24 protein-coding genes and 1 pseudogene are annotated in these 25,826 nt (G+C 67.8%); 14 read left to right on the plus strand and 11 right to left on the minus strand.

Annotated features, from left to right (window positions below; genetic code table 11):
- Positions 1-55: 55 nt before the first annotated feature.
- Entirely contained in the window at positions 56-1,369 is a 1,314-nt protein-coding gene (locus tag G6N49_RS00215) for a PE-PPE domain-containing protein (RefSeq protein WP_011561690.1), read from the plus strand.
- A gap of 219 nt (positions 1,370-1,588) precedes the next feature.
- Positions 1,589-2,893 (plus strand): PE-PPE domain-containing protein, encoded by a 1,305-nt coding sequence (locus tag G6N49_RS00220; protein WP_235679467.1) that lies wholly within the window; start codon positions 1,589-1,591, stop codon positions 2,891-2,893.
- Here G6N49_RS00220 and G6N49_RS00225 read toward each other — a convergent pair.
- From G6N49_RS00225 to G6N49_RS00255, 7 genes and pseudogenes are all read right to left on the minus strand, one after another.
- Positions 2,890-3,482 (minus strand): annotated as a pseudogene (locus tag G6N49_RS00225) (DUF1707 SHOCT-like domain-containing protein). The gene G6N49_RS00220 and the pseudogene G6N49_RS00225 sit on opposite strands and share 4 nt — an antisense overlap.
- Before the next feature lie 253 nt (positions 3,483-3,735).
- On the minus strand, positions 3,736-4,503 hold the full coding sequence (locus G6N49_RS00230; protein WP_011561687.1) for an enoyl-CoA hydratase family protein: 768 nt from the start codon (positions 4,501-4,503) through the stop codon (positions 3,736-3,738).
- Positions 4,503-5,672, minus strand: a complete 1,170-nt coding sequence (locus G6N49_RS00235; protein WP_083045374.1) for an acyl-CoA dehydrogenase family protein — start codon at positions 5,670-5,672, stop codon at positions 4,503-4,505. Before G6N49_RS00235 ends, G6N49_RS00230 begins: the two co-directional genes overlap by 1 nt.
- Positions 5,669-7,606, minus strand: a complete 1,938-nt coding sequence (locus tag G6N49_RS00240) for an acetyl/propionyl/methylcrotonyl-CoA carboxylase subunit alpha (RefSeq protein ID WP_083045375.1) — start codon at positions 7,604-7,606, stop codon at positions 5,669-5,671. Before G6N49_RS00240 ends, G6N49_RS00235 begins: the two co-directional genes overlap by 4 nt.
- 82 nt (positions 7,607-7,688) lie before the next feature.
- Complete coding sequence (locus tag G6N49_RS00245) at positions 7,689-9,281, minus strand: acyl-CoA carboxylase subunit beta (RefSeq protein WP_064916942.1); 1,593 nt, start codon at positions 9,279-9,281, stop codon at positions 7,689-7,691.
- Positions 9,282-9,360: 79 nt separating this feature from the next.
- Positions 9,361-10,509 carry an acyl-CoA dehydrogenase family protein gene (locus tag G6N49_RS00250; RefSeq protein WP_083045376.1) on the minus strand — a complete coding sequence of 383 codons (1,149 nt, stop codon included), beginning with the start codon at positions 10,507-10,509 and terminating at the stop codon, positions 9,361-9,363.
- Positions 10,506-12,221: an acyclic terpene utilization AtuA family protein gene (locus G6N49_RS00255; RefSeq protein WP_110807732.1), complete on the minus strand. Its 1,716-nt coding sequence runs from the start codon at positions 12,219-12,221 to the stop codon at positions 10,506-10,508. Before G6N49_RS00255 ends, G6N49_RS00250 begins: the two co-directional genes overlap by 4 nt.
- Before the next feature lie 149 nt (positions 12,222-12,370).
- Here G6N49_RS00255 and G6N49_RS00260 point away from each other — a divergent pair, with 149 nt between their 5' ends.
- The 11 genes from G6N49_RS00260 to G6N49_RS00305 all read left to right on the plus strand — a co-directional run bounded on the left by G6N49_RS00260 (position 12,371) and on the right by G6N49_RS00305 (position 22,487).
- Positions 12,371-12,790, plus strand: coding sequence for a hypothetical protein (locus G6N49_RS00260; RefSeq protein WP_064872390.1), 420 nt, complete (start codon positions 12,371-12,373; stop codon positions 12,788-12,790).
- Positions 12,791-12,907: 117 nt separating this feature from the next.
- Complete coding sequence (rpmF, locus tag G6N49_RS00265) at positions 12,908-13,081, plus strand: 50S ribosomal protein L32 (protein WP_011561680.1); 174 nt, start codon at positions 12,908-12,910, stop codon at positions 13,079-13,081.
- Between the two features lie 66 nt (positions 13,082-13,147).
- Positions 13,148-13,834, plus strand: coding sequence for a response regulator transcription factor (locus tag G6N49_RS00270; RefSeq protein WP_041309847.1), 687 nt, complete (start codon positions 13,148-13,150; stop codon positions 13,832-13,834).
- The gene (locus tag G6N49_RS00275; RefSeq protein WP_083045377.1) at positions 13,834-15,381 is read left to right on the plus strand and encodes a HAMP domain-containing sensor histidine kinase; all 1,548 of its coding nucleotides are present in this window, start codon (positions 13,834-13,836) and stop codon (positions 15,379-15,381) included. The genes G6N49_RS00270 and G6N49_RS00275 overlap by 1 nt, the downstream gene beginning before the upstream one ends.
- An 89-nt stretch (positions 15,382-15,470) precedes the next feature.
- Positions 15,471-16,793, plus strand: coding sequence for a trypsin-like peptidase domain-containing protein (locus tag G6N49_RS00280; RefSeq protein WP_011856924.1), 1,323 nt, complete (start codon positions 15,471-15,473; stop codon positions 16,791-16,793).
- A 23-nt stretch (positions 16,794-16,816) separates the two neighbouring features.
- Complete coding sequence (locus G6N49_RS00285; RefSeq protein WP_167535214.1) at positions 16,817-17,362, plus strand: MogA/MoaB family molybdenum cofactor biosynthesis protein; 546 nt, start codon at positions 16,817-16,819, stop codon at positions 17,360-17,362.
- A gap of 158 nt (positions 17,363-17,520) precedes the next feature.
- Positions 17,521-17,679, plus strand: coding sequence for a hypothetical protein (locus tag G6N49_RS29140; RefSeq protein ID WP_165760733.1), 159 nt, complete (start codon positions 17,521-17,523; stop codon positions 17,677-17,679).
- A 385-nt stretch (positions 17,680-18,064) separates the two neighbouring features.
- Complete coding sequence (locus G6N49_RS00290) at positions 18,065-18,715, plus strand: porin MspA (RefSeq protein WP_083045378.1); 651 nt, start codon at positions 18,065-18,067, stop codon at positions 18,713-18,715.
- 516 nt (positions 18,716-19,231) lie between these two features.
- Positions 19,232-19,882: a porin MspA gene (locus G6N49_RS00295; RefSeq protein WP_083045379.1), complete on the plus strand. Its 651-nt coding sequence runs from the start codon at positions 19,232-19,234 to the stop codon at positions 19,880-19,882.
- Between the two features lie 308 nt (positions 19,883-20,190).
- Positions 20,191-20,841 (plus strand): porin MspA, encoded by a 651-nt coding sequence (locus G6N49_RS00300; protein WP_083045380.1) that lies wholly within the window; start codon positions 20,191-20,193, stop codon positions 20,839-20,841.
- Positions 20,842-21,293: 452 nt separating this feature from the next.
- Positions 21,294-22,487: an IS30 family transposase gene (locus G6N49_RS00305; protein WP_165760734.1), complete on the plus strand. Its 1,194-nt coding sequence runs from the start codon at positions 21,294-21,296 to the stop codon at positions 22,485-22,487.
- Between the two features lie 63 nt (positions 22,488-22,550).
- On the opposite strand, the gene mscL is transcribed toward G6N49_RS00305, so the two are convergent.
- The 4 genes from mscL to G6N49_RS00325 form a co-directional block, all read right to left on the minus strand.
- On the minus strand, positions 22,551-23,006 hold the full coding sequence (mscL, locus tag G6N49_RS00310) for a large-conductance mechanosensitive channel protein MscL (RefSeq protein WP_011856920.1): 456 nt from the start codon (positions 23,004-23,006) through the stop codon (positions 22,551-22,553).
- A gap of 65 nt (positions 23,007-23,071) precedes the next feature.
- Complete coding sequence (locus G6N49_RS00315; protein ID WP_083045381.1) at positions 23,072-23,728, minus strand: SAF domain-containing protein; 657 nt, start codon at positions 23,726-23,728, stop codon at positions 23,072-23,074.
- 69 nt (positions 23,729-23,797) lie between these two features.
- Positions 23,798-24,139, minus strand: coding sequence for an FmdB family zinc ribbon protein (locus G6N49_RS00320; protein WP_011856918.1), 342 nt, complete (start codon positions 24,137-24,139; stop codon positions 23,798-23,800).
- A gap of 66 nt (positions 24,140-24,205) precedes the next feature.
- Positions 24,206-24,799 (minus strand): 5-formyltetrahydrofolate cyclo-ligase, encoded by a 594-nt coding sequence (locus G6N49_RS00325; protein WP_083045382.1) that lies wholly within the window; start codon positions 24,797-24,799, stop codon positions 24,206-24,208.
- 83 nt (positions 24,800-24,882) lie between these two features.
- Between G6N49_RS00325 and G6N49_RS00330 the strand changes: the two genes are divergently transcribed.
- Positions 24,883-25,794: a UTP--glucose-1-phosphate uridylyltransferase gene (locus G6N49_RS00330; RefSeq protein ID WP_011768363.1), complete on the plus strand. Its 912-nt coding sequence runs from the start codon at positions 24,883-24,885 to the stop codon at positions 25,792-25,794.
- The last annotated feature ends 32 nt before the right edge of the window (positions 25,795-25,826 follow it).

Raw genomic sequence — 25,826 nt, forward strand, 5'->3', positions numbered from 1 at the left:
GCGTCCGGTCGGGATGGGGAGACCCGCGACGGACGGTCGGGTACGAGGGGAATCGATGGCGAACCACCGCGCGGAGCCGTGCCGGCCGACCGCTGACCGCACACCGCGCGGACGGCTTCGCCGGGCGGTGCTGCCCGCCGCGTTCAGCAGTGTCATCGTCGCCAGCGTCGTCGCCGCGGGTGGTGTCGCAGTCGTGCACCCGGAGACCGTCGCCTCCACCATGTACGACCTGTCGGCCCTGATCACCGAGGGCAGCTCGACCAATCCGACCGGTGCGGGCATCGAGGACTTCTACCGCGGCAAGTTCGCCCAGGACGATCAGGTGACGGTGAACTTCTTCACCGGCCCGTTCGGTGTGTACGACGCGCTCACCTCCCGCACCGACGACGCGAACATCGTGATGTCCTCGGGTTGGGGTGCGGCGAACGTCAGCCTGCTCCTCACCTACCTCGACGCGACCGGCGGCGACGACCCCGTCGCCACCAACGCCGTCTACGTCCTCGACAACAGCGTCGCCCGCCCCAACGGCGGGTTCGGCACCCGCTACCCGGTGTTCGCGGTCATCGGGGTCAACCCGCTGCCGACACCGACGTCACCGGGCGCGCAGGTGATCGACGTCGGCTACGAGTACGACATCAACGGCAACACCCCGGCCTACGTGCTGAACCCGTTCGCGATGGCGAATTCGTTGGCGACGTACTTCGACAACCGGCTGAACCAGAACGAGGTGAACCTTCCGGTCGACCCGGAGGGCGACCTCGACCTCAGCGGCGCGCAGTGCGCGGGCGGATGCCCCACCGAACTGACCGACGGCCAGCAGATCACCGCCGAGATCGACGGCAAGACGGTCGTCATCAAGAAGGTCGGCCAGACCACCTACATCAGCTACCGCCGCGACGGCCTGCCGCTGCTGCAACCGCTGCGCACGTACGGCGGCGAGGCCGGCAACCGGTTCGCCGACGCGATCGAGGATCCGCTGACCGACATCGTCAACTTCGGCTATCCCGGTAACGATCCGCTGGCGAATCCGGACGTCTACCGGCCGGCCGCGCTGCTGCCCACCCCGCGCGAGACCGCGACGTTCCTGCGCAATCTCGCCGATCCGGACAACAACCGCAGACCGCGCCAGGAAGTCCAGCCGACCGAGGACGAGACCGTTGAGCTCAATGCCGACGAGTCCACCGCGCCGCGGACACGGCGGTCGAACCACATCGGCACCGTCATCAAGAACACGATCAACCGGTTGACGACCGGGACGTCGAAGAAGACGACCGCGCGGGACGCGGATACGGATGACAAGGCCACCGACGAGGCCGAGCCGTCCAAGCCGTCTGAGCAGGCCGCGGACGCCGACGCCGCGACCGGCTGATCGGCGCCTGACCCCGCGAGTATTTGACTTCGCGCAGACCGCGTTTCGAGTTTGCGCACGCGTCTGTTGATCATGACGTGGTGTGCGCTACGTTTTGCTGAATTCACGCCGTCCGGTGCGGAAGTGGGAGGCCCACGCGGACGGAACGCAATGACATCTCGAGGGGATTCGATGGCGAAGCACCGCACTGTGCGCAAATCATCCGGACGTCGGTCGTCGATGGCCAGGCTCATGGCACCCGGTGGGCTCGCCGCGGCCGCGGTCGGCGCCACCGGATTGTCATCGGCTCTGATGACCGGCGCGACGACCGCCATCGCGCCGTCGGTCGACCTGGTCGCGCTGATCACCCCCGCCAACTCGACGTCGCAGATCTTTGCCGGCACGACGTACTACGGCACCGACTACGCCAACCCGCCGCTTTACGGCGAACAGCAGGTCGTCCCGTTCTTCCTCGGTCCGCAGGGCATCGCGGATGCGATACGTGCCGCCGATGACGATCCAAGGGGCACCGTCGTCCTGTCGTCCGGATGGGGCGCCGGCCAGACCGGCACCGCGCTGGGGATGCTGTCGCCCGGGGACCGGGACAACATCGACCTGGTCATCCTCGACAACAACACCAACCGCGCGGGCGGCGGCTTCTGGACCACGTACTCGCCGTTCGCGCCGCTGCTGCTGACGTCGGCCGACCCCACTCCGACCGATCTGGGTGTGCCGGTTCTGGACGTGGCGTACGAGTACAACATCAACTCGAGCGCCCCGGTCGACCCGCTCAACCCGTTCGCGCTCGGCAACAGCCTGGTCGCCTATCTGTACGGCTACGGGGCGCAGCAGACCGCGATAGTGCCGCCAGCCATCATCGAAGAGGCGAAGGACCAGTCGGACGAGGCGAAGCATTACCACTACGTCCTGGATTCCGAGGGCGAGATCGTCAGTAAGACGGAGGTGCCCGGCACCACCACCTACGTGACGTTCGAGTCCGACGGCCTGCCCCTCGTCCGTCCGCTGCGTCTCCTGCCGGGCGGTGACATCGTGGCTGATGCCATCGAGCCGACCCTGACCGAACTGGTCAACGCCGGGTACAACGACGGTCTGGGTATGGAGGACAACCCGGCGATCCCGCTCGACCCCACTGTCGAGCGCCCCATGAAGCCGGGTTCGTCGCTGACGGCCTTGGACGGTGTGCCGGAGTCAGCGTCAACCGGAGTCGACGCCGGTGCGAAGACCGCGCAAGAGGATCTCGCCGAGCCGACCAAGCTCGTGACCAAACCGGTCGACGAGGTCGGCAAGCTGCCCGTGCTGTCGACACTCGCCGACGACGCTTCGGAGACGCTGCTGCCCAATCTGAAGCGGAACACCACCGGCGCCGCGTCTGACGATGACGAGAGCGACGCGCCCGCGAAGGAGCGACCGGGACAGCGGTTCGCCGAGCGGATCAACGATGTGGTCAAGAAGGTGACCGGCGCGTCGATCGGGGCGAATACCGACAAGACCGGCGACGCGGCCGGCGGCGACGAAACCGATTAACCGGCGGCGGCCTGCTTGCGCTTCTTGCGCTTGACGGCGACGCTGCCCCACAGCGCGAAGCCGCCGATCCGCACGCACGGCGCGCCCGGGCTGCCCTGACCCGGCACGCTGTGGTCGAACGCGCCCATCACCGCGACACCGCGCAGGTCGACGTTGACCTCCGGCGGCACCAGGATCGTCTGACCGCCGAACACCGAATACGCCCGGATCTCGACCTCGGGGGCGGTGAAGTCCGCGTAGCGCAGGTCGACGACACCGCCACCAAAGAGAGCCATGGTGGTGAGCCGCCGCGGCACATTCCACCGGCCCGGCGTTCGAACCCGCTCATGATCGCCAGCAACATCGTCGACGGTGCGGGCCGGCACGGTCCGGTGCCGCGCGGTGTGGTCATCGCGCCCGGGAGGTCGGCGCTCAACGAGGCGAGTTCGTCATAGGTCTGGGCGGCGTACGCCTTGGTCAACCGATCTTCGTACTCGGTCATCTGGAGGCGACCCTGCGCCGCGGCATCAGTGAGCAACTGCGCGACCTGAATCCGATCGGTATCGGCAGCGCGCTTCGAACCGTTCCGCGGCGTTGCAGGTGTGCTCATCAGAGATGAGCCTACGACGAACGCTGGCACATGCAAGAGTGTTGGCTAAACTGTGCCCTCGCCCGCGACGGCGAACCCTGTAGTTGTTCGAAGTTTCCGGGGATTCTCCGCGACCCGGGCAAATGTCCGCCGCCGTACGCTGGGCTTATGGCGTCATTCGACGCCGAATGTGTAATGTGCCGCGGCCGTTCCGGATTGCTGCGATTTCAACCACATTGTTCGCCGCGACGGGCCGTCCGCGCGCAGTGGCCGGTCAGCCGATCCATCTCGGCGGGCGCTTCTCGAGGAACGCCAGCATGCCCTCGCGCGCCTCTTCGGAGACGAACAGCGCGGCGGACTGTTCGGTCAGCGCGGCGGCGTCGCGGTCGAACGCCTGCAACAGCGCGGCCGTCGTCAACGCCTTCGAGGCCGCCAACCCCTGCGGTGAACCACGGCCGATCTGCGCGGCCAGCTCCGCGACCGTTGACTCGACGTCGTCGGTCGCGACAGTCGCCAGTCCGATCCGCTCGGCCTCCTGCGCGCCGAACGTCTCACCGGTCACGAAATACCGGCCCGCCGCCCGTGGCGTCATCTTCGGCAGCAGCGTCAGCGAGATGATCGACGGCGCGACGCCGATGCGCGCCTCGGTCAGCGCGAAGGTGCTGCCCGTCCCGGCGACCACGATGTCGCAGGCGCCGACGAGGCCGAGTCCGCCGGCCCGCACATGACCGTCGATCGCGGCGATCACCGGCACCGGCGACTCGAGGATCGCCCGCAGCGTCCCGGTGAGTTCCCGCGCGCGGTCGACCGCGACGTCACCCGGATCCCGTCCGGCGGCCTCCCGCAGATCGGCGCCCGCACAGAACGTGCCCCCGGTGTGGCCGAGCACGACGGTCCGCACCCCGGCGTCGGCGGCGGCCCTGCGCAGACCGTCGTGCAGTTGCTCGACCAGGACGGTCGACAGGGCGTTGCGGTTCTGCGGCGAGTCGAGCGTCAGCCGGGCGACGGGGCCGTCGACGGCGTAGCGGACGAGGGTGCTCATCAGTACGAGCGGGGCAGGCCGAGCGAGGTCTGCGCGACGAAGTTGAGGATCATCTCGCGGCTCACCGGAGCGATGCGCGCGAGCCGGGACGCGGTCACCGCCGCCGCGACGCCGTACTCCTTGGTCAACCCGTTGCCACCCATCGACTGCACGGCCTGATCGACCGCGCGCACCGACGCCTCACCGGCCGCGTACTTCGCCATGTTCGCGGCCTCGGCCGCCCCGGCGTCGTCGCCGCCGTCGTAGAGCGCGGCGGCCTTCTGCATCATCAGCTTGGCCAGTTCGATCTCGATATGGTTCTGCGCCAGCGGATGTGACAGACCCTGATGGGCGCCGATCGGCGTCTTCCACACCTGTCGGGTCTTCACGTAGTCGACCGCGCGGCCCAGCGCGAAGCGGCCCATGCCCACCGCGCTGGCCGCACCCATGATCCGCTCCGGGTTCAGCCCCGCGAACAGTTGCGCGATCGCGGCGTCCTCGGAGCCGACGAGCGCATCGGCGGGCAGGCGGACGTCGTCGAGGAACACCTGGAACTGGTTCTCCGGGCTGATGAGCTCCATCTCGATCTTGGTCCACGTCAGCCCCGGGGTATCGGTGGGCACGACGAACAGCGCGGGTCGTAGCGACTCCGCCTTTGCCACTCCCTCCCTGTAAGTGCGGCCCACGACGAGCACCGCCTGCGCCTGGTCGACGCCGGAGATGTAGACCTTCTGGCCGTTGAGGATCCAGTCGCCACCGTCGCGGCGGGCGGTGGTGGTGATCTTGTGCGAATTCGACCCGGCGTCGGGTTCGGTGATCGCGAACGCCATGGTGATCGACCCGTCCGCGATGCCGGGCAGCCACCGCCGATTCTGCTCGTCGGTGCCGAACTTGCTGATGATCGTGCCGTTGATGGCGGGGGAGACCACCATCATCAGCAGCGCCGACCCGGCGGCCGCCATCTCCTCCATCACCAGCGACAGTTCGTACATGCCTGCGCCGCCGCCGCCGTACTCCTCGGGCAGGTTGACCCCGATGAACCCGAGCTTGCCCGCCTCGGCCCACAGTTCGTCGGTGTGCTCACCGGCGCGGGCCTTCTCGAGGTAGTAGTCCTGCCCGTAGTTGGCGGCCATCGCCGCCACCGCCTGCCGCAGCGCCTGTTGTTCGTCGGTCTCCACGAATCCGGTCATGTGTCGTCTCCTTCTGGGCTCTCCACCCGGGCCAGGACCGTGCCGACCTCGACCTGCTGGCCGGGTGCGACGGTCAGTTCGGCGAGCACACCGTCACCGGGTGCGGTCAGGATGTGTTCCATCTTCATCGCCTCGAGCCACACCAGCGGTTGGCCGGCGCTGACGGTGTCCCCGACGGCGGCGCCGACCCGCACCACCGCACCGGGCATCGGCGCGATCAACGATCCCTGCGCGACGGCGGACTCCGGGTCGGGGAAGCGGGGCAGCGCAACGAATTCCACGGCCCCGAGCGGTGAGTCGACGAACACCGCATCACCGTGGCGGGCGACGTCGAACGGGAACTCGACGCCCCCGGAGGCCAGCACCACCCGCTGCGGGGTCGCGGACATCAGGCGCACGTCGTCGTGGTCGCCGAATTGCACACCCGCGCGGGTGAATCGGTAGCGCACCTCGTGTTCGTCGCCCGCGGCGTCGCGGTACCGCTTGGTCTGGTAGCCGGAGGCCAGATTGCGCCAGCCGCTCGGTGCGGCCGCGAACACCGTTGCGTCACTGCGGTTCCGGGCGGCATCGGCGAGTGCGGCGGCGAGGACCGACAGTTCGCCCGCCCGGGCGTCGCCGATCGGCGCGGCGAGTTCGGCCAGGCCGTGGGTGTCGAAGAACGCCGTATCGGTCGCCCCGTCGAGGAAGGCCGGATGCCGCAGCACGTTGACCAGCAGGTCGCGGTTGGTCCGGACCCCGTGCAACCGCGTGCGCACCAGTGCGTCGGCCAGGATCGCCGCGGCCTGTCTGCGGGTCGGTGCGTACGAGATGACCTTGGCGAGCATCGGATCGTAGAAGATCGACACCACCGAACCGTCTTCGACGCCGGAGTCAACCCGCACCGTCGGCGGCACGTGGAAGCGGTGCACCGTGCCCGCCTGCGGCTGCCAGTTCTTCGCGGGGTCCTCGGCGTAGAGCCTCGCCTCGATGGACGATCCGCGTGACGGCGGGGGTTCGGCGTCGAGCCGACCGCCGTCGGCGACCAGCAGTTGCAGCTCGACGAGGTCGAGTCCGGTGGTGGCCTCGGTGACGGGGTGCTCGACCTGCAGTCGGGTGTTCATCTCGAGGAAGAAGAACTCGCCCGAGTCGTCCGCCATGAACTCGACGGTGCCCGCCCCGGTGTAACCGATGGCTTCGGCCGCCAGCCTCGCCGCGTCGAACAGCTTGGCGCGCATGCCCGGTGTGCGCTCGACCAGAGGCGACGGCGCCTCCTCGATGATCTTCTGGTGCCTGCGCTGGATCGAGCACTCGCGCTCGCCGACCGCCCACACGGTGCCGTGGACGTCGGCCATCACCTGCACCTCGATGTGGTGGCCGGCGGCGAGGTACCGCTCGCAGAACACCGTCGGGTCGCCGAACGCCGATTGTGCCTCGCGCTGCGCGGCCTGGACTTCGCCGGCCAGCGCGCCGAGGTCGCGGACCACCCGCATCCCGCGCCCGCCGCCACCGGCGGAGGCCTTCACCAGGACCGGTAACCGGTCGGCCGTCACGGTGGCCGGGTCGAGTTCGTCGAGCACCGGCACCCCGGCCGCGGCCATCATCTTCTTGGCCTCGATCTTGCTGCCCATCGCCGCGACCGCCGCGGCAGGCGGCCCGATCCACGTCAACCCGGCGTCGCACACCGCTGCGGCGAATTCGGCGTTCTCCGAGAGGAATCCGTATCCCGGATGTATCGCATCGGCGCCGGCGGCGCGTGCGGCGGCGATCAGCTGGGCGCTGTCGAGGTAGCCGTTGTTGCCCTGCAGCCGAACCCGGGCGTCGGCCTCGGCGACATGCGGGGACTGCGCATCGGGTTCGGTGTAGACGGCGACGGTGCCGATGCCGAGGCGGCGGCAGGTGGAGAACACGCGGCGGGCGATCTCCCCGCGGTTGGCGACGAGGACTCTGGTGATCATCGTGCCCCCTCCTCGGCGATTTCGGCGTGCGCAGTTGCGCTCACCGCGACCGTGCACGCCGAAATCGCAAGCATCGACGGCCTCACATCCGGAAGACGCCGAAGTTCGACGTCCCCTCGATCGGACCGTTGGCGATGGCGGACAGGCACATCCCCAGCACGGTGCGGGTGTCGCGCGGGTCGATCACTCCGTCGTCGTAGAGCCGGCCGGACAGGAACATCGGCAGCGACTCCGCCTCGATCTGCGCCTCGATCGCCGCCCTCAGCGCGGCGTCGGCGTCCTCGTCCACCACCTGGCCACGCGCTTCGGCGGCCGCGCGGCCGACGATCGAGATGACGCCGGCCAGTTGCGTACCGCCCATCACCGCGGCCTTCGCGCTGGGCCAGGCGAACAGGAAGCGGGGGTCGTAGGCCCGTCCGCACATACCGTAGTGCCCGGCGCCGTAGGAGGCGCCGATCAGCAGCGACAGGTGCGGCACCGTCGAGTTCGACACGGCGTTGATCATCATCGAGCCGTGTTTGATCATCCCGCCCTCTTCGTACTGCTTTCCGACCATGTATCCGGTCGTGTTGTGCAGGAACAGAAGTGGGGTGTTCGAGCGGTTCGCCAGCTGGATGAACTGCGTGGCCTTCTGCGACTCCTCGCTGAACAGCACACCGCGGGCGTTGGCCAGGATGCCGATCGGATACCCGTGCAGCCGCGCCCAGCCGGTCACCAGCGACGACCCGTAGAGCGCCTTGAACTCGTCGAACTCCGAACCGTCGACGATGCGCGCGATGACGTCGCGCGGATCGAACGGGATCCGCAGATCGGCCGGGACGATGCCGAGCAGTTCCTCGCTATCGAACAGCGGCTCGGTCACCGGGGCCGGAGCGGGTCCCTGCTTGCGCCAGTTGAGCCGTCCGACGACGCGTCGGCCGATCCGCAGGGCGTCGAGTTCGTCGAGCGCGAAGTAGTCGGCGAGACCCGATGTGCGGGCGTGCATCTCGGCGCCGCCGAGCGATTCGTCGTCGGATTCCTCACCGGTGGCCATCTTCACCAGCGGCGGCCCGGCCAGGAACACCTTCGAGCGTTCCTTGATCATCACGACGTGATCGGACATGCCCGGCACGTACGCGCCGCCCGCGGTGGAGTTGCCGAAGACCAGGGCGATCGTCGGGATCCCGGCCGCGGACAACCGGGTGAGGTCGCGGAACATCTGCCCGCCGGGGATGAACACCTCCTTCTGCGTGGGCAGGTCCGCCCCGCCGGACTCGACCAGCGAGATCACCGGGAGCCGGTTCTGGAGCGCGATCTGGTTGGCGCGCAGGATCTTTCGCAGCGTCCACGGATTGCTGGTGCCGCCCTTCACGGTGGGGTCGTTGGCGACGAGCAGGCATTCCACACCGCTGACCGCGCCGATCCCGGTGACCACGCTGGCGCCGACGGTGAACTCGCTGCCCCAGGCGGCCAGCGGGCTCAGTTCGAGGAAGGGGGAGTCGGGGTCGAGGAGCAGTTCGATGCGTTCGCGGGCGGTGAGTTTGCCGCGGGCGTGGTGACGTTCGACGTACTTGGCGCCGCCGCCGGCGAGCGCCTTGGCGTGTTCGGTCTCCAGTTCGGCCAGCTTGGCGGCCATGGCGTCGGCGGCCGCGGCGTATCCCGGCGACGACGGATCGAGCGTGGACTTCAGCGCCATATCGCGGCCTCCGGCGCCGAGTGTGAAGTCACCGCGATTGTCGCGGCCGATTTTCGCGCTGAGTGCACATTCGGCATGTTCATGACTGGTATCCCAACGTCTTGGCGGCCAGTGCGGTGAGGATTTCGGTGGTCCCGCCGCCGATTCCGAGGATCCGCATGTCGCGGTACTGCCTCTCGACCTCGGACTCGGCCATGTAACCCATTCCGCCGAACAGTTGGACGGCCTGGTTGGCCACCCATTCGCCGGCTTCGACGGCGGTGTTCTTGGCGAAGCAGACCTCGGCGACGAGATTGGTCTCCCCGCTCAGTTGCCGTTCCACCACATGGCGCGTGTACACGCGCGCGACGTCGACGCGGCGCGCCATCTCTGCCAACGTGTTCTGCACCGACTGCCGGGAGATCAGCGGCCGCCCGAAGGTCTCGCGGTCGCGGCACCACTGCACGGTCAGGTCGAGGCAGCGTTGCGCGCTCGAATACGCCTGCGCCGCAAGGCCCACCCGCTCGGAGACGAACGCGCCCGCGATCTGCAGGAAGCCGGTGTTCTCGGCGCCTATCAGGTTGGCGGCCGGAACGCGGACGTCGGTGTAGGACAGCTCGGCGGTGTCGCTGGACCGCCAGCCCATCTTGTCCAGCTTGCGGGTGACCTCGAATCCGGGGGTGCCCTTGTCGACGACGAGCAGTGACACCCCGCCGGCGCCGGGGCCGCCGGTGCGCACCGCCGTCACCACATAGTCGGCGCGCACGCCCGAGGTGATGTAGGTCTTGGCCCCGTTGACCACATACGAGTCGCCGTCGCGTTCGGCGCGGGTGGTGAGGTGCCCGACGTCGGAGCCGCCGCCCGGCTCGGTGATCGCCAGCGAGCCGATCAGCTCACCGTGCAGCGTGGGCCGGACGTAGGTGTCGATCAACCGCTCGTCGCCCGAGGCGGTCATGTGCGGGGTCGCGATGCCGGAGGTGAACAGCGAGGCGAACACTCCGCCGGGGGCGCCGGCGTAGTGCATCTCTTCGCAGATGATGACCGCGTCGGCGCCGTCACCGCCACCACCGCCGACCGATTCGGGCATACCCGCCCCGAGCAGACCTGCCGCACCGGCCTTGCGGTGCAATTCGCGCGGCAGCTCGCCGGCGCGCTCCCACTCGTCGACGTGCGGAAGCACCTCGCGGTCTGCGAACGCGCGCACCGTCTTTCGCAACTGGTCGCGTTCGGGGGTGTCCCAGATGCTCACCGGGGCAGCACCTCCTCGGGGATCTCGAGATGACGGCTGCGCAACCATTCGCCGAGCCCCTTGGCCTGCGGGTCGAACCGGGCCTGGTAGGCCACGCCCTGGCCGAGGATGCCGTCGACGACGAAGTTGACCGCCCGCAGGTTCGGCAGCACGTGACGGGTCACCGGCAGGTCGGCGGTCTCGGGGAGGAGTTCGCGCAGGAGGTCGACGGTCAGGGTGTGCGCGAGCCAGCGCCACTGCGCATCTGCCTTGTTTCCCGTCGCTTCGCTCGCCCCGGCGCACACCCACACCCCGATGTTGGCGCTGCCGCCCTTGTCGCCGCTGCGCGCACCGGCCACCAGACCCAGGGGCGCCCGTCGCGTCGGTCCCGGCGGCAGCGGTTCGGGCAGCGCGGGCTCGTCGACCGGCGCCGGCTCAAGGGTGTCCGAGGCGGCGGGGATCTCGGTACGCGTGTCGTCGGCGTGCACCGCGACGTGCGGCACCTCGGCGGCCTCGACGTAACCGGGGGTGAACACACCGTAGACCTGGCCATCGCCCGGCGGGGCGGTGACGTGGAAGCCGGGGTAGCTCGCCAGTGCGAGTTCGACTGCAGCAGAGGAGAACTGCCGTCCGACGGCGGCCGGGTCCGGGTCGCGCACCACGCAGCGCAGCAGTGCGCTGGCCGTCTCCTCGGTGTCGGCGTCCACATGGTCGGTGCGGGCCAGCGTCCACTCGAGCTCGGCGGGTTTCGTCGTCAGCCCGGCTTCGAGTTGGCGGCGCACGAGGTCGGCCTTCGCCTCGATGTCGAGTCCGGTGAGCACGAACGTCATCGCGTTGCGGAAGCCGCCCACGCTGTTCAGCGATACCTTCAGCGTCGGCGGTGGTGGCTCACCGCGGACGCCGCTGATCCGCACCCGGTCGGGTCCGTCGGCCTTCAGGTCCAGGGAGTCGACGCGCAGGGTGACGTCGGGGTTGGCGTAGCGCGCGCCGGAGATCTCGTAGAGCAGCTGTGCGGTGACGGTGTCGACGGTGACCGCGCCGCCGCCCGGGTGCTTGGTGATCACCGACGATCCGTCGGCGTGGATCTCGGCCAGCGGGAAGCCGGGGTGGGTGAGGTCGGGTAGCTCCGTGAAGAACGCGTAGTTGCCGCCGCTGGCCTGCACACCGCATTCGATGACGTGCCCGGCGGCGACGGCTCCGGCGAGCGCGTCGTAGTCGGTGCGCCCCCAGCCGAAGTGGGCGGCGGCGGGTCCGAGCGTGACCGACGCGTCCGTGACACGACCCGTCACCACGACGTCGGCGCCGGCGTCGAGGCAGTCGACGATGCCCCACGCGCCGAGGTAGGCGTTGGCGGCCAGCGGCGTGCCGAAGCCGAGTTCGCCGGCGCGGGCGATCAGGTCGTCGCCTTCGACATGGGCGACGTTGACGGACAGGCCGAGGTGTTCGGCGAGTGTGCGCACCGCGGCGGCCAGCCCGGCCGGGTTGAGCCCGCCGGCGTTGGTGACGATGCGGACCCCGCGGTCGAGGGCGAGGCCGAGGCAGTCCTCGAGCTGGGTGAGGAACGTCTTGGCGTAGCCGCGGTCGGGGTTCTTCGCCCGGTCGCGGGCCAGGATGAGCATGGTCAGTTCGGCGAGGTAGTCGCCGGTGAGGAAGTCGAGCTCACCGCCGGTGAGCATCTCCCGCATCGCGGCCAGGCGGTCTCCGTAGAAGCCCGAGCAGTTGCCGATGCGCACCGGATCAGCCAACCCGTGCTCCCATGCCGGCTCCAATCGTCGTCGACGGCCAACCAACCGGTAGGTTAGCCGGTACTGCCGGTTCCACGTCAAGGATTCGCGCGCGATTGGTGCGCCGGCGCCGCCGGGGCCGCCCAGATACTTGACCGGTGTCGTGGGTCACGCAGGCATTGTTCGGGGCGGTGTGGGCGGTGGGCGGTGTCGTCATCGGGCTCAGCCCGCCGCTGAGCGAGACCGGCAGGGGAGCGTCGACGCCGGTGGCGGGTTGGTTCTTCGCGGCTTTCGGCGTGTATCTGCTGATCAGCGGGTTCCGTCGGACCGCGGATCCGCCGAGGGACCCCACGCGGCGCCCTCGGCACGCCAGCGGCCGTGAACCGGACCGTCGGACCGCGGTCGTGGTCCCGCTGTCCATCGTCATCACTGCGCTGGCGGGATTCGGCAGCATCTGGTGGGGCTTCACCTCGGGTAACGTCGCATTGCTGTGGTTGGGCGTCCTGGGGGCCAGCATCATCGTGTTCGGCGCCCCGATCATCGTCGGCATGGTGCGCGACCGGAGGTCGCGGCGGTGAGCGCCCGCGTTTTGGAGGCGGCGCAGCTCACCGGCTATCCTGAAGAGCACTTGCCGGCGCCCCGCCCTTGATCGGGTTTCGCGTGGCACCCGTACCCGTCAGAGGAGAAGCTCGATCATGGCTGTGCCCAAGCGCAGAATGTCGCGTTCGAACACTCGTAGCCGTCGCGCGCAGTGGAAGGCCAAGCCCACCGAACTCGTCGGTGTGACCGTCGCCGGCCAGCAGCACAAGGTGCCTCGTCGCCTGCTCAAGGCCGCCCGTCTCGGGCTCATCGACCTCGATCGTCGCTAGACGACTTCGGGACGTCAGCGGCGCGCCTCTCAGCGCTCTCTCAGGCGTTGAGGTGAAACTGTGCCTGTGCGCATACTTGTCGTCGACGACGATCGCGCGGTGCGAGAATCCCTGCGCCGGTCCCTGTCCTTCAACGGATATTCGGTCGAGTTGGCCCAGGACGGTGTCGAAGCTCTCGACCTGATCGCCAACAACCGGCCCGACGCCGTGGTGCTGGACGTGATGATGCCCCGGCTCGACGGCCTCGAGGTGTGCCGGCAGCTTCGCAGCACCGGCGACGACCTGCCGATCCTGGTGCTGACGGCCCGTGACTCGGTGTCCGAGCGGGTCGCCGGACTCGATGCCGGCGCCGACGACTACCTGCCCAAACCGTTCGCGCTCGAGGAACTGCTCGCGCGGATGCGGGCCCTGCTGCGCCGCACCTCGCCCGACGAGGGCCCCGATTCCCCGGCGCTGACCTTTCTCGATCTGACCCTGGACCCGGTCACCCGCGAGGTGACCCGCGGGTCCCGGCAGATCAGCCTCACCCGCACCGAGTTCGCGTTGCTGGAGATGCTGATCGCCAATCCGCGCCGCGTGCTCACCCGCAGCCGCATCCTCGAGGAAGTGTGGGGCTTCGACTTCCCGACCTCGGGGAACGCGCTCGAGGTGTACATCGGCTATTTGCGCCGGAAGACCGAAGCGTCCGGGGAGCCGCGACTGATCCACACCGTGCGCGGTGTGGGGTACGTGCTCCGCGAGACGCCCCCCTGATGACCCTGCCACCTCAACCGTCGCGGCTGAAACCCCCGCGCAACACCAGTTCCCTGTCGTTGCGGTGGCGAGTGATGCTGCTGGCGATGTCGATGGTGGCGATGGTCGTGGTGCTGATGTCGGTCGCCGTGTACGCCGTCGTGTCCCGGGCGCTCTACGACGACATCGACAACCAACTGCACAGCCGCGCGCGCCTGCTGATCGAGAGCGGCTCGTTGGCCGCCGACCCCGGTAAGGCGATCGAGGGCACCGCGTACTCGGACGTCAACGCGATGCTGGTGAACCCGGGCCGGTCGATCTACACCGCCAACCAGCAGGGGCAGACGCTTCCGCTCGGTGAGGCCGAGAAGGACGTCATCTCCGGTGAGCTGCTGCTGTCGCTGCGGACGGCGAACCATCAGCGCATCCTCGCCGTGCATCTCACCAACGGCAGTTCGCTCCTCATCTCCAAGAGCCTGGCGCCGACGGGTCAGGTGCTCGGCCGCCTCGGCACGGTGCTGCTGATCGTCGGCGGGGTCGGGGTGGCGGTCGCGGCCATCGCGGGCGGGATGGTCGCCAGGGCGGGGCTGCGGCCGGTGGGCCGCTTGACCCAGGCGGCCGAACGGGTGGCCCGCACCGACGATCTGCGGCCGATCCCGGTCTTCGGCAGCGACGAACTCGCCCGTCTCACCGAGGCGTTCAACATGATGCTGCGGGCGCTGACGGAGTCGCGCGAACGGCAGGCGCGGTTGGTGTCCGACGCGGGCCACGAGCTGCGCACCCCGCTGACGTCTCTGCGCACCAACGTCGAACTGCTGATGGCCTCGCAGGCGCCGGGCGCGCCCCGGCTGCCCGAGGAGGAGATGGCCGGGCTGCGGGCCGATGTGATCGCCCAGATCGAGGAACTGTCCACGCTGGTGGGCGATCTGGTCGACCTCACCCGCGACGAAGCGGGCGGGGTGGTCTACGAGACCGTCGACATGGCCGAGGTGGTCGACCGCAGCCTCGAGCGAGTTCGGCGGCGGCGCAACGACATCGAGTTCGACGTCAACGTCGTCGGCTGGCAGGTCTACGGCGACGCCGCGGGGCTGGCCCGGGCCGTGCTCAATCTCCTTGACAATGCGGCGAAGTGGAGCCCGCCCGGTGGTCGGGTCGGAGTCCGCTTGACCCAGACGGATCCGGTCCACGCCGAACTCGTCGTATCCGACCGGGGCCCGGGGATACCGGAAGCCGAACGCAGGCTGGTGTTCGAGCGGTTCTACCGTTCGACGGCTGCGCGCGCGATGCCCGGCTCCGGACTCGGCTTGGCGATCGTCAAACAGGTCGTCCTCAAACACGGTGGCGCACTGCGGGTCGAGGACACGGTGCCGGGCGGCAACCCGCCGGGCACCTCGTTCTACGTGATGCTGCCGGGCCGTCCGCTGACCCCGGGCGGTAACGGAACCGCGCCGGTGCCGGCGGCGCAGTTCGACCCCGACATGCGTTCGGCCGGCTCGCGCGCGGACCGACGGGTGATCAAGAACACTGAGACGAACGGCAAGTCTCGGTCCGCTTCGAAGGAACTCTAAGTGGATTCTCAGTCCATCTGGGCACTGTGAGGACAAGTACTTCGTTAAACGAACTGTCGGACCACTCACCAGGAGAGCATCGAAGCGACATGACGAACCACCCGAGGTATTCGCCGCCGCCGCAACAACAGCCGGGTCACCGCCCGGTAGGCCCGGACACGGGGTATCAGGGCGCGGACCCCTACTCGCAGCAGCAGCCGTACGACTGGAGGTACGCGGCGCAACCGCAGCAGCAGTTCCGCGCGCCGTATGACCCCTACCGGGGCGCCGCCCAGCCGACCGCTGTGATGCCGCAGCCGCGCCCTACGCAAAAGCGTTCGCGCGCAGGCGCATTGACGGTCGGCGCATTGGCGGTGGCCGTGGTGTCGGCGGGTATCGGTGGCGGTGTGGCGACGATGGTCCAGCAGGACCGCCCGTCCTTCGGCAGCTCTATCACGGGTGCGGCGCCGAGCGTGCCCGCCGCCGCGCTGCCCGCGGGCTCGGTGGAGCAGGTGGCCGCCAAGGTGGTGCCGAGTGTGGTGAAGCTCGAGACGAACCTGGGCCGGGCGTCGGAGGAGGGTTCGGGCATCATCCTCACCTCCGACGGTCTGATCCTGACGAACAACCACGTCGTGGCCGCGGCCGCCGACGGTCCCGGGGCCCCCGGCGGCGCCCAGACCAAGGTGATCCTCTCCGACGGCCGCACCACGTCGTTCACCGTCGTCGGCACCGATCCCAGCAGCGACATCGCGGTGGTCCGCGCCGAGAAGGTCTCGGGCCTGACGCCGATCACGCTGGGTTCGTCGAGCGATCTGCGCGTCGGTCAGGACGTGGTCGCGATCGGTTCGCCGCTCGGGCTCGAGGGGACGGTCACCACCGGCATCATCAGCGCGCTGAACCGGCCGGTCGCCGCCGGCGGCGATACGCGCAACCAGAACACGGTTCTCGACGCCATCCAGACCGACGCCGCGATCAACCCCGGTAACTCGGGTGGTGCGCTGGTGAACATGAACGGTGAGCTGGTCGGCGTGAACTCGGCCATCGCCACCATGGGCGGTGACTCGGCGCAGGCGCAGAGCGGTTCGATCGGTCTCGGCTTCGCGATCCCCGTGGATCAGGCCAAGCGCATCGCCGACGAGTTGATCCAGAACGGCAGCGCCTCACACGCGTCGCTCGGGGTGCAGGTCAGCAACGACGCCGCGACCGACGGCGCGAAGATCGTCGAGGTCAACCAGGGTGGCGCCGCGGCGGCGGCGGGTCTGCCCAGCGGCGTGGTGGTGACCAAGGTCGACGACCGGGTGATCAACAGCGCCGATGCGCTCGTGGCGGCGGTGCGGTCCAAGGCACCCGGCGACAAGGTCACGCTGACCTATCTCGATCCGTCGGGCAAGCCGCAGAGCGTGCAGGTGACTCTCGGGAAGATGCAGCAGTGACCACCGGGACCGGACCGGGAACACTGCGAGTGGCTGCGTCGCTGTCCGTGCCCACATATACGGTTGAGGTCATGGAGCAGCCAGGGGAGTTGGTGGGCCGTGCGCTCGTCATCGTCGTCGATGACCGCACCGCCCACGGCGACGAAGAGGATCACAGCGGTCCGTTGGTCACCGAGCTTCTCGGTGAGGCGGGTTTCGTCGTCGACGGTGTCGTGGTGGTGTCCGCTGACGAGGTGGAGATCCGCAACGCGCTGAACACCGCCGTGATCGGCGGGGTGGACCTCGTCGTGTCGGTCGGCGGCACTGGCGTGACGCCGCGCGACGTGACGCCGGAGGCGACGCGGGACATCCTCGACCGTGAACTCCTCGGCATCTCGGAGGCGCTGCGCGCGTCCGGGCTGTCCGCAGGCATCGTCGACGCCGGGGTGTCGCGCGGGCTGGCCGGTATCTCGGGCAGCACCCTGGTGGTCAACATCGCCGGATCCCGCGCGGCGGTGCGCGACGGCATGGCCACGCTGAGCCCGTTGGCCGTGCAAATCATCGGACAGCTATCAAGTCTGGAAATCTGACGTCGATTCGTCCTGGCAAGACGCCGCGGCGACGCCCTCACAGCGTCGCCTCGGCGTCTTCTTCGTTTGCGCCCGTTACGGCGACTGTCTGCAGTGTTACGGGCATATGAACAGTAATCCCACACCATTTGTGATCTTGATCACAGGCAAGGAATCTCGTGACGAAGCAATCGAAGCCCGCACCCGATTCAGTTAACAAAATCTTCGGCGAGACCCTGCCTGAGACGTCGTCCGACGAACGCGACGACCGGGCGTTCGAGGACGAGGCCCAGCATGATCGATGGCTGCGCGACAACATTCCGCCTCACCACGGTTGATATGGCGCTTCATCGCCAACTGCGGGTTTCTACCCCAGTCAAGTAACCTGACTTATGACGTTCGCGCGCCGCCGTCGATGTCCACTCCGTCGGCGGCCGCTGGCACCGTCGTCGCAATGCCACCGCTTCGCCGATCGTCAGCGAATACTCAGCAAATCTTGATCTTCGCGTGACCTCGCCACTAGGGCCGCACCGTCTGCGTTGCCGCCCCGAAGGGTCCCCTATATGTTCCTCGTGTCAACGATGAGCTAGGCGTAAGAGCAATCTGTGGGGTTTCTAATTTGCCCCACATTTTGAACTTGCAAGGTGTGTGGTGGAGCGGTAAGGGCCAGGCACCCAACAACAACTCGGTGAGCAGTCACCGGCCATAACAGCTAGGGAGAACATGAAGGCAATCAGTCGGGTGCTGATCGCGTTGGTGGCGGCCATCGCGGCTCTGTTCACGAGCACGGGCACCTCCAACGCAGGTCTGGACAACGAGCTCAGCCTGGTCGACGGGCAGGGCCGGACGCTGACGATTCAGCAGTGGGACACGTTCCTCAACGGGGTGTTCCCGCTGGACCGCAACCGGCTCACCCGTGAGTGGTTCCACTCGGGTCGGGCGAAGTACATCGTGGCCGGTGAGGGTGCCGAGGACTTCGAGGGTTCACTCGAGCTGGGTTACCAGATCGGCTTCCCCTGGTCGTTGGGTGTGGGCATCAACTTCAGCTACACCACCCCCAACATCGCCTTCGACGGCCTGGAAGGCGCCAACTTCTTCGACGCCGGCATCGGTAACGAGTTCACCGGCATCGTGACCCCGCCGCTGTTCCCGGGTGTGTCGATCAGCGCCGACCTGGGCAACGGCCCGGGCATCCAGGAGGTGGCCACCTTCGCCGTCGACGTGGAGGGCGCCGAGGGTGCGGTCGCGGTCTCGAACGCTCACGGCACGGTGACCGGTGCGGCCGGTGGCGTGCTGCTGCGTCCCTACGCCCGGCTGATCGCCTCGACCGGTGACAGCGTCACCACCTACGGCGAACCCTGGAACATGAACTGAGTTCCCGGTAGACCGAAGGAGCCCCGCGGGTCACGTACCCGCGGGGCTCTTTCGTGTCTGCCTCCGGTTTGCCGGCGCTGTTCTCCACCGGCGCGGGCGACGGCGTCGAAGTCCCGCCGGCAGCCGAACCGCCACCTCCCTCTCGTGCCGCCAGGCGTCGGATCAGGCCGACGAAACGTTTGCGAATGGAAAAAGTCTGCGCAACGACCGCAAATTCAATTTGTTTCTGATCGCAAAAAGCCTCGCCAACTCGACACGGCTGGGCTGTTTTCTTTTTTAAATAGTTAATGGTTCGAAGGCCGTAAAAACCCAGGTCAGAGGCCCAAAAGAATGGCTTGTCGCTATCTGTTGTCGGTTCTTTTTCGCCCTGTTATGTTTTGCGCGTCACTGACGATGAGATACGCATGAGACAACTGGTGCGGATTCTCATCGCAGTCACATGTTGGGCTCATGGGTGTGTGGTCTCCAGGCGACCAGGCGCCCGACGAAATATTCGGTGCGACAGCTAGGGAGATCATGAAAGCAATCAGTCGGGTGCTGATCGCGTTGGTGGCGGCCATCGCGGCTCTGTTCACGAGCACGGGCACCTCCAACGCAGGTCTGGACAACGAGCTCAGCCTGGTCGACGGGCAGGGCCGGACGCTGACGATTCAGCAGTGGGACACGTTCCTCAACGGGGTGTTCCCGCTGGACCGCAACCGGCTCACCCGTGAGTGGTTCCACTCGGGTCGGGCGAAGTACATCGTGGCCGGTGAGGGTGCCGAGGACTTCGAGGGTTCACTCGAGCTGGGTTACCAGATCGGCTTCCCCTGGTCGTTGGGTGTGGGCATCAACTTCAGCTACACCACCCCCAACATCGCCTTCGACGGCCTGGACACGGTGATCGTGGGTGAGGGTGGAGTTCTTTCACCGTTCGAGGGCATCGTGACGCCGCCGCTGTTCCCGGGTGTGTCGATCAGCGCCGACCTGGGCAACGGCCCGGGCATCCAGGAAGTGGCCACCTTCGCCGTCGACGTCACGGGTGCCGACGGAGCGGTTGCGGTTTCGAACGCGCACGGCACGGTGACCGGCGCCGCCGGTGGCGTGCTGCTGCGTCCCTACGCCCGGCTGATCGCCTCCTCCGGTGACAGCGTCACCACCTACGGCGAACCCTGGAACATGAACTGAGCCTGGTCCATCGCAGAAGGAGCCCGCGGGTCACTTAACCCGCGGGCTTCTTCTCGTTAAGGACCCGGTAACCCGAGCCGGCCCGATAGGCCAGCGTTTCCGCAGATAGACGGCGTGACCGGACGTTCGCGCGCTATCTGTTGTCGGTTCTTAGCCGCCCTGTTATGTTTTGCGCGTCACTGACGATGAGATACGCATGAGACAACTGGTGCGGATTCTCATCGCAGTCACATGTTGGCTCATGGGTGTGTGGTCTCCAGGCGACCAGGCGCCCGAAGACAATATTCGGCGCGACAGCTAGGGAGATCATGAAAGCAATCAGTCGGGTGCTGATCGCGTTGGTGGCGGCCATCGCGGCTCTGTTCACGAGCACGGGCACCTCCAACGCAGGTCTGGACAACGAGCTCAGCCTGGTCGACGGGCAGGGCCGGACGCTGACGATTCAGCAGTGGGACACGTTCCTCAACGGGGTGTTCCCGCTGGACCGCAACCGGCTCACCCGTGAGTGGTTCCACTCGGGTCGGGCGAAGTACATCGTGGCCGGTGAGGGTGCCGAGGACTTCGAGGGTTCACTCGAGCTGGGTTACCAGATCGGCTTCCCCTGGTCGTTGGGTGTGGGCATCAACTTCAGCTACACCACCCCCAACATCGCCTTCGACGGCCTGGAAGGCGCCGGCTTCTTCACGCCGGGCATTGGGGACGAGTTCACCGGCATCGTGACCCCGCCGCTGTTCCCGGGTGTGTCGATCAGCGCCGACCTGGGCAACGGCCCGGGCATCCAGGAGGTGGCCACCTTCGCCGTCGACGTGGAGGGTGCCGAGGGTGCGGTTGCGGTCTCGAACGCGCATGGCACGGTGACCGGTGCCGCCGGTGGCGTGCTGCTGCGTCCCTACGCCCGGCTGATCGCCTCGACCGGTGACAGCGTCACCACCTACGGCGAACCCTGGAACATGAACTGAGTTCCATCACGACAGCGAACAGCCCCCGGAGAAAAGCGGGTTCACACGGTCGTCGCAACGCTCTCATTTGAGAGGTTGCGGCGACCGTGTCGTTTTCGGAGGACTGTGTCCGGTTTGGGGATCGGCTAGCGCGGTTGGTTGATGCCGGGGTGCCGGTGAAGGAGGCGGCGGTCGCTACTGGGGTTTCGCGTGACCGGTGTTATGCGATTCTGCGGGCGATCGGCCGGCCTGTCGGGCAGGCCCGTGGTCGGGGTGAGCGCGCTGATCAGCGTGGGGTGGCCGACCTGGGTGTGGTCGTGGCCGTATTCAAGGACACCGGTTCGATCCTGCAGGCGGCCACAGCGTGTGGGGTGTCGCATTCGACGGCACGCAAACTGTTGGTCGCCGAGGGGCTGGTGACCAGCGGGAAGATCCCGTGGGGCAAGCCCGAGGCGAAACGTCGGTGCTTGGAGCTGTTCGAGCAGGGTTGGTCCACCGGGGCAGCGGCGCGGGAGGTCGGTGTCAACGTGCGGACCGCGCGGGACTGGCGCAAGGGGATCCGGCACACCAACAACACGCGGGTTCACCCCGATGGTCGGGTCGTGGACTACACCGACCGGACCGTCTACAAACAGTCGGTGAGCAACCTGATCTGCGATGACACCGGACGGCCGGCCATCGATGACCGGTATCTGTCGGTCCAGGACCGAGTGGCGATCGCCGATGGCCTCCTCGGGAAGGAGTCGTTACGGACGATCGCCGGGCGGATCGGCAAAAACGTTTCCACGGTGTCGCGGGAGATTCGTGCGCGCAGCATTGATGGCCGCTATCTGCCGTATCACGCCGATCGGGCGGCTGCCTCGGCCCGGGCTCGGCCCAAGCAGTCCAAACTGGTGGTCAACGTGGTCCTGCGGGGAGCGGTTGAAGAAGGCCTGTCGCGCAAGCTGTCACCGGAGCAGATCTCCAATCGCCTCCGTCGGGATCATCCCGACGACGAGAGCATGCAGGTGAGCCACGAAACGATCTACCAAGCCCTCTACTTCCAGGCGCGCGGTGGCCTCAAAAAGGAAGTGCAGCAAGCACTTCGAACCGGGCGCACCCGACGCAAACCACACCGCAAAGAAGGCGAGCGCTATCAGCGCTTCACCGACCCGATGGTGATGATCAGCGACCGCCCAGCCGAGGTGGACGACCGTGCGGTTCCCGGGCATTGGGAAGGGGATTTGATCACCGGGGAGAAGAACCAGACCGCGATCGGCACTCTGGTCGAGCGATCGACGCGCTACACCATGCTGGTGCACCTGCCAGGCGGGCACGACGCCGAATCGGTACGGGATGCACTAATTGCGACTATCAGCACTCTTCCGGCGCATCTGCGTGGCTCACTGACTTGGGACCAAGGCTGCGAGATGGCAGGGCACAAGCAGTTCACGATGGCCACCGATATGGCCGTGTACTTCTGCGATCCGGCCAGTCCCTGGCAGCGCGGCAGCAACGAGAACACCAACGGCCTGCTGCGCCAGTACTTCCCCAAAGGCACCGACCTGAGCATCTACGGACCCGAGGACCTCGAACACGTCGCCCAAGAACTCAACGGCCGCCCACGCAAAACGCTCGGCTGGGATACCCCAGCCGAGCGCCTGCGTGATCTACTACTGACCAATTAACCAGCAGTGTTGCGACGACCCCTCGAAACCGCCGAGTTCCGGGGGCTGTCTCGTTTCCGCAGTTCAGCGTCTGTCCGCGCTGGTGGTCTCCGCGGTGTCCGGGCTGGGACCGGTACCCGGGCCGGTGACCTGCCTCGGCGTACCGCTGGTGTCGGCCAGGATGTTGCGGATCTCGGTGAGCAGGCTCAGCTCAGTGTCCTGGGCCTGTTCCACCTTGCCCCGTTCGCGCAGTTTCTTGTACGGCATGAGGATCACGAAGTACACCACCGCGGCGATCAGGAGGAAGTTGATGATGGCCGACAGCACCAAGTTGAGATCTATGGTCTGACCGCCGCCGATGCCGATCCGCAGGATCCCGTACTCCGCTTCACCACCCGCTCCGATGCGGTTGATCAGCGGTTCGATGACGGCATTGGTGAACGCCGTGACCAGCCCGGTGAACGCGGTGCCGATGACCACGGCGGTGGCCAGGTCGATGATGTTGCCGCGTGCGAGGAACTCTTTGAACCCTTTCAACATGCGGGGCGCTCCTTATTCATTGCTGGACTCTGATAGTCGGCAACGTTAGACCTCGCTCGGGCTCCTCAGTGGAAGGTCAGCGTGACTGCCTGCGTCAAGGATGCGCCCGCAACTTCATTGGCCGCCTGCGCCGGCAGCGCCACCAGAACCGCGCGCTCACCGGCCGCGCCGGGTCCCTGTCGCTTCTCCGAAACCAGCACGACCACCGCACGGGTGGCGATCACCCGGGGCCGCGCGTCCGCGCCGGTGTCCGACGTCGGTGCCGCCAGCACGTCCACCACATCGCCGGTGCGCACCAGATCCACCAGTGCCCCGTCGGCCAACTGCAGTGACACGATGCGGGCGTCGGGCCCGGCGGCGGCCTCGGCGATCCGCGGACCGAGCAGTCGGAGATCGGTGAGCACCTCGCCGCGCCGGGTGGGTCCGGCGACCGTCATGCCGATCACCGCGGTCGGGTCCGTCGCGGCGCCGTCGGGAACTGTCGTCAGCGGGCGACGCTCGACCCGCACATCGGATTCGGCCAAATCCATGCCGGGCGTGAGGTCGGTCGCGGCCACGACGACGTCGACCTGGTCGCCGTCGGGATCGGACCGCACCGCCGCCACCGCGGCGAGTATTACAAGCATCGCCGCGGCGATCCGGCGCGCGGTGACAGTGCGGCTCCAGTCCGGCCGCAAACCGGTCAGCCGCGCGAGCGGTGCCGGATCGAGGGATTCGCCCACACCACCACGCTAGGCAGTAAGCGCCATCCCGCGCGCCTGGTCAACGCGGGCCTGTGGATAACTCCCGGATCAGCTGGAGGCGGCCGCGGCCGGCGTGGAACTCGACGACGAACTCGACGAAGAACTCGACGAAGCACTCGACGAGGAATCGCTCGACGACGAGCTGGACTTCTCCGAGGAGCTCGTCGACTCCGAAGAGCTCTTGGCCGAGCCGTTGCTCGACGTCTTCGTGGACTCTCGGCTGTCGGTCCGGTAGAAGCCGCTGCCCTTGAACACCACTCCGACCTTCCCGAAGAGCTTGCGGAGCCGTCCGCTGCACTGGGGGCATTCGGTCAGCGCATCGTCGCTGAACGCCTGCACGGCATCGAATCGATTGGCGCATTCGGTGCACGCATAGGAATAGGTAGGCACGAAAACCTCCGAGGTCGTCAAACTTGTTAGCACTCTACCGGCTCAAGTGCTAGAACCGCTACGCGGTCACTGTGATTCCCGCAGAGCGACCAGTCCACACCCCGGCGTCAGCGCATGCGTCATCCGCACGTCGTGGGCTTCCCCCGGTACCCGGTCGACGACTTCCTCGTCGCGCACCACCGCCACCAGCAACGCCGCCGTATCCGCCCGCCCCAGCGAGCGGTCGTAGAACCCGGCGCCGCGTCCCAGCCGCACCCCGCAGCGGTCCACCGCCAACGCCGGGACGAGTACGACGTCGGCCTCGGCCACCGCATCGGCCGTCAGCCACGGTGCCGCCGGTTCGCGCAGTCCGAACTGCGCGTCGACGAGCCGCCCCGGACGATACTCACCCCACCGCAGCGGCGTCGGGACGCCGGCCCCGTCGTGCCGAGCCACCGGCAGCAGGACCCGCGCGCCGCGCGCCAGCAGTTCGTCCAGCATCGCGAGCGACCCCGGCTCGGAACCGATCGGCACGTAGGCGCACACGGTTCGACCGGGCGCGGCGATTCCAGCAAGGTGCGCGGCTAGCGCGGCGGCCTCACGCTCCTGCGCCTCCGGCGTCACTTTGCGGCGGGCCTGCAACACCTGCGCGCGCATCTCGGACTTCGTCGGCGACGTCACACCTCCACGATGTCATCCCGTCCGCGACATCGAGGTGCCGCCATAACGGGTTTAACCTGCGCCCAACGGTTAATCTGTCTGCGATGAGTCGGCCAGAAGTACCCATTCCGTATACCGCTGTCGTGCCCGCCGCAGGCCTGGGCACGCGTTTCCTCCCCGCCACCAAGACGGTGCCCAAGGAATTGCTGCCGGTCGTGGACACCCCCGGGATCGAATTGGTGGCCGCCGAGGCCGCCGAGGCGGGCGCCGAACGGCTCGTCATCATCACGTCCGAGGGCAAGGACGGCGTGGTCGCGCACTTCGTCGAGGACCTGGTGCTCGAGGGGACGCTCGAGGCCCGCGGTAAGAAGACCATGCTCGAGAAGGTGCGGCGCGCGCCCGCGCTGATCAAGGTGGAATCGGTGGTCCAGGCCGAACCGCTCGGCCTCGGTCACGCCGTCAGCTGCGTGGAGCCCACGCTGTCCGACGACGAGGATGCGATCGCGGTGCTGCTGCCCGACGACCTCGTGCTGCCGACCGGTGTTCTCGAGACGATGTCGAAGGTGCGCGCGAAACGCGGCGGTTCGGTGTTGTGCGCTATCGAGGTGCCGCCCGAGAAGATCAGCGCCTACGGCGTATTCGACGTCGAAGAGGTGCCCGACGCCACCAACCCCAACGTCCTGCGCGTCAAGGGGATGGTCGAGAAACCGAAGGCCGAGGATGCCCCGTCGCCGTACGCCGCGGCCGGCCGCTACGTTTTGGACCGAGCGATCTTCGACGCGCTGCGACGGGTCAAGCGGGGTGCGGGCAACGAGATCCAGTTGACCGACGCGATCGCGCTGCTGATCGAGGAGGGCCATCCGGTGCACGTGGTGGTCCACCGCGGAACCCGACACGACCTGGGAAATCCCGGCGGCTACCTCAAGGCTGCGGTTGACTTTGCGTTGGAACGCGACGACTACGGCCCCGAGCTGCGGCAGTGGTTGGTCGAGCGATTGGGCCTGACCGAGAACTAGATCTGCGCGACAGGCCCGACAGAGGTGGAGAA

Origin of the sequence: Mycolicibacterium monacense (genome assembly GCF_010731575.1) — a bacterium.
GTDB lineage: Bacteria > Actinomycetota > Actinomycetes > Mycobacteriales > Mycobacteriaceae > Mycobacterium > Mycobacterium monacense.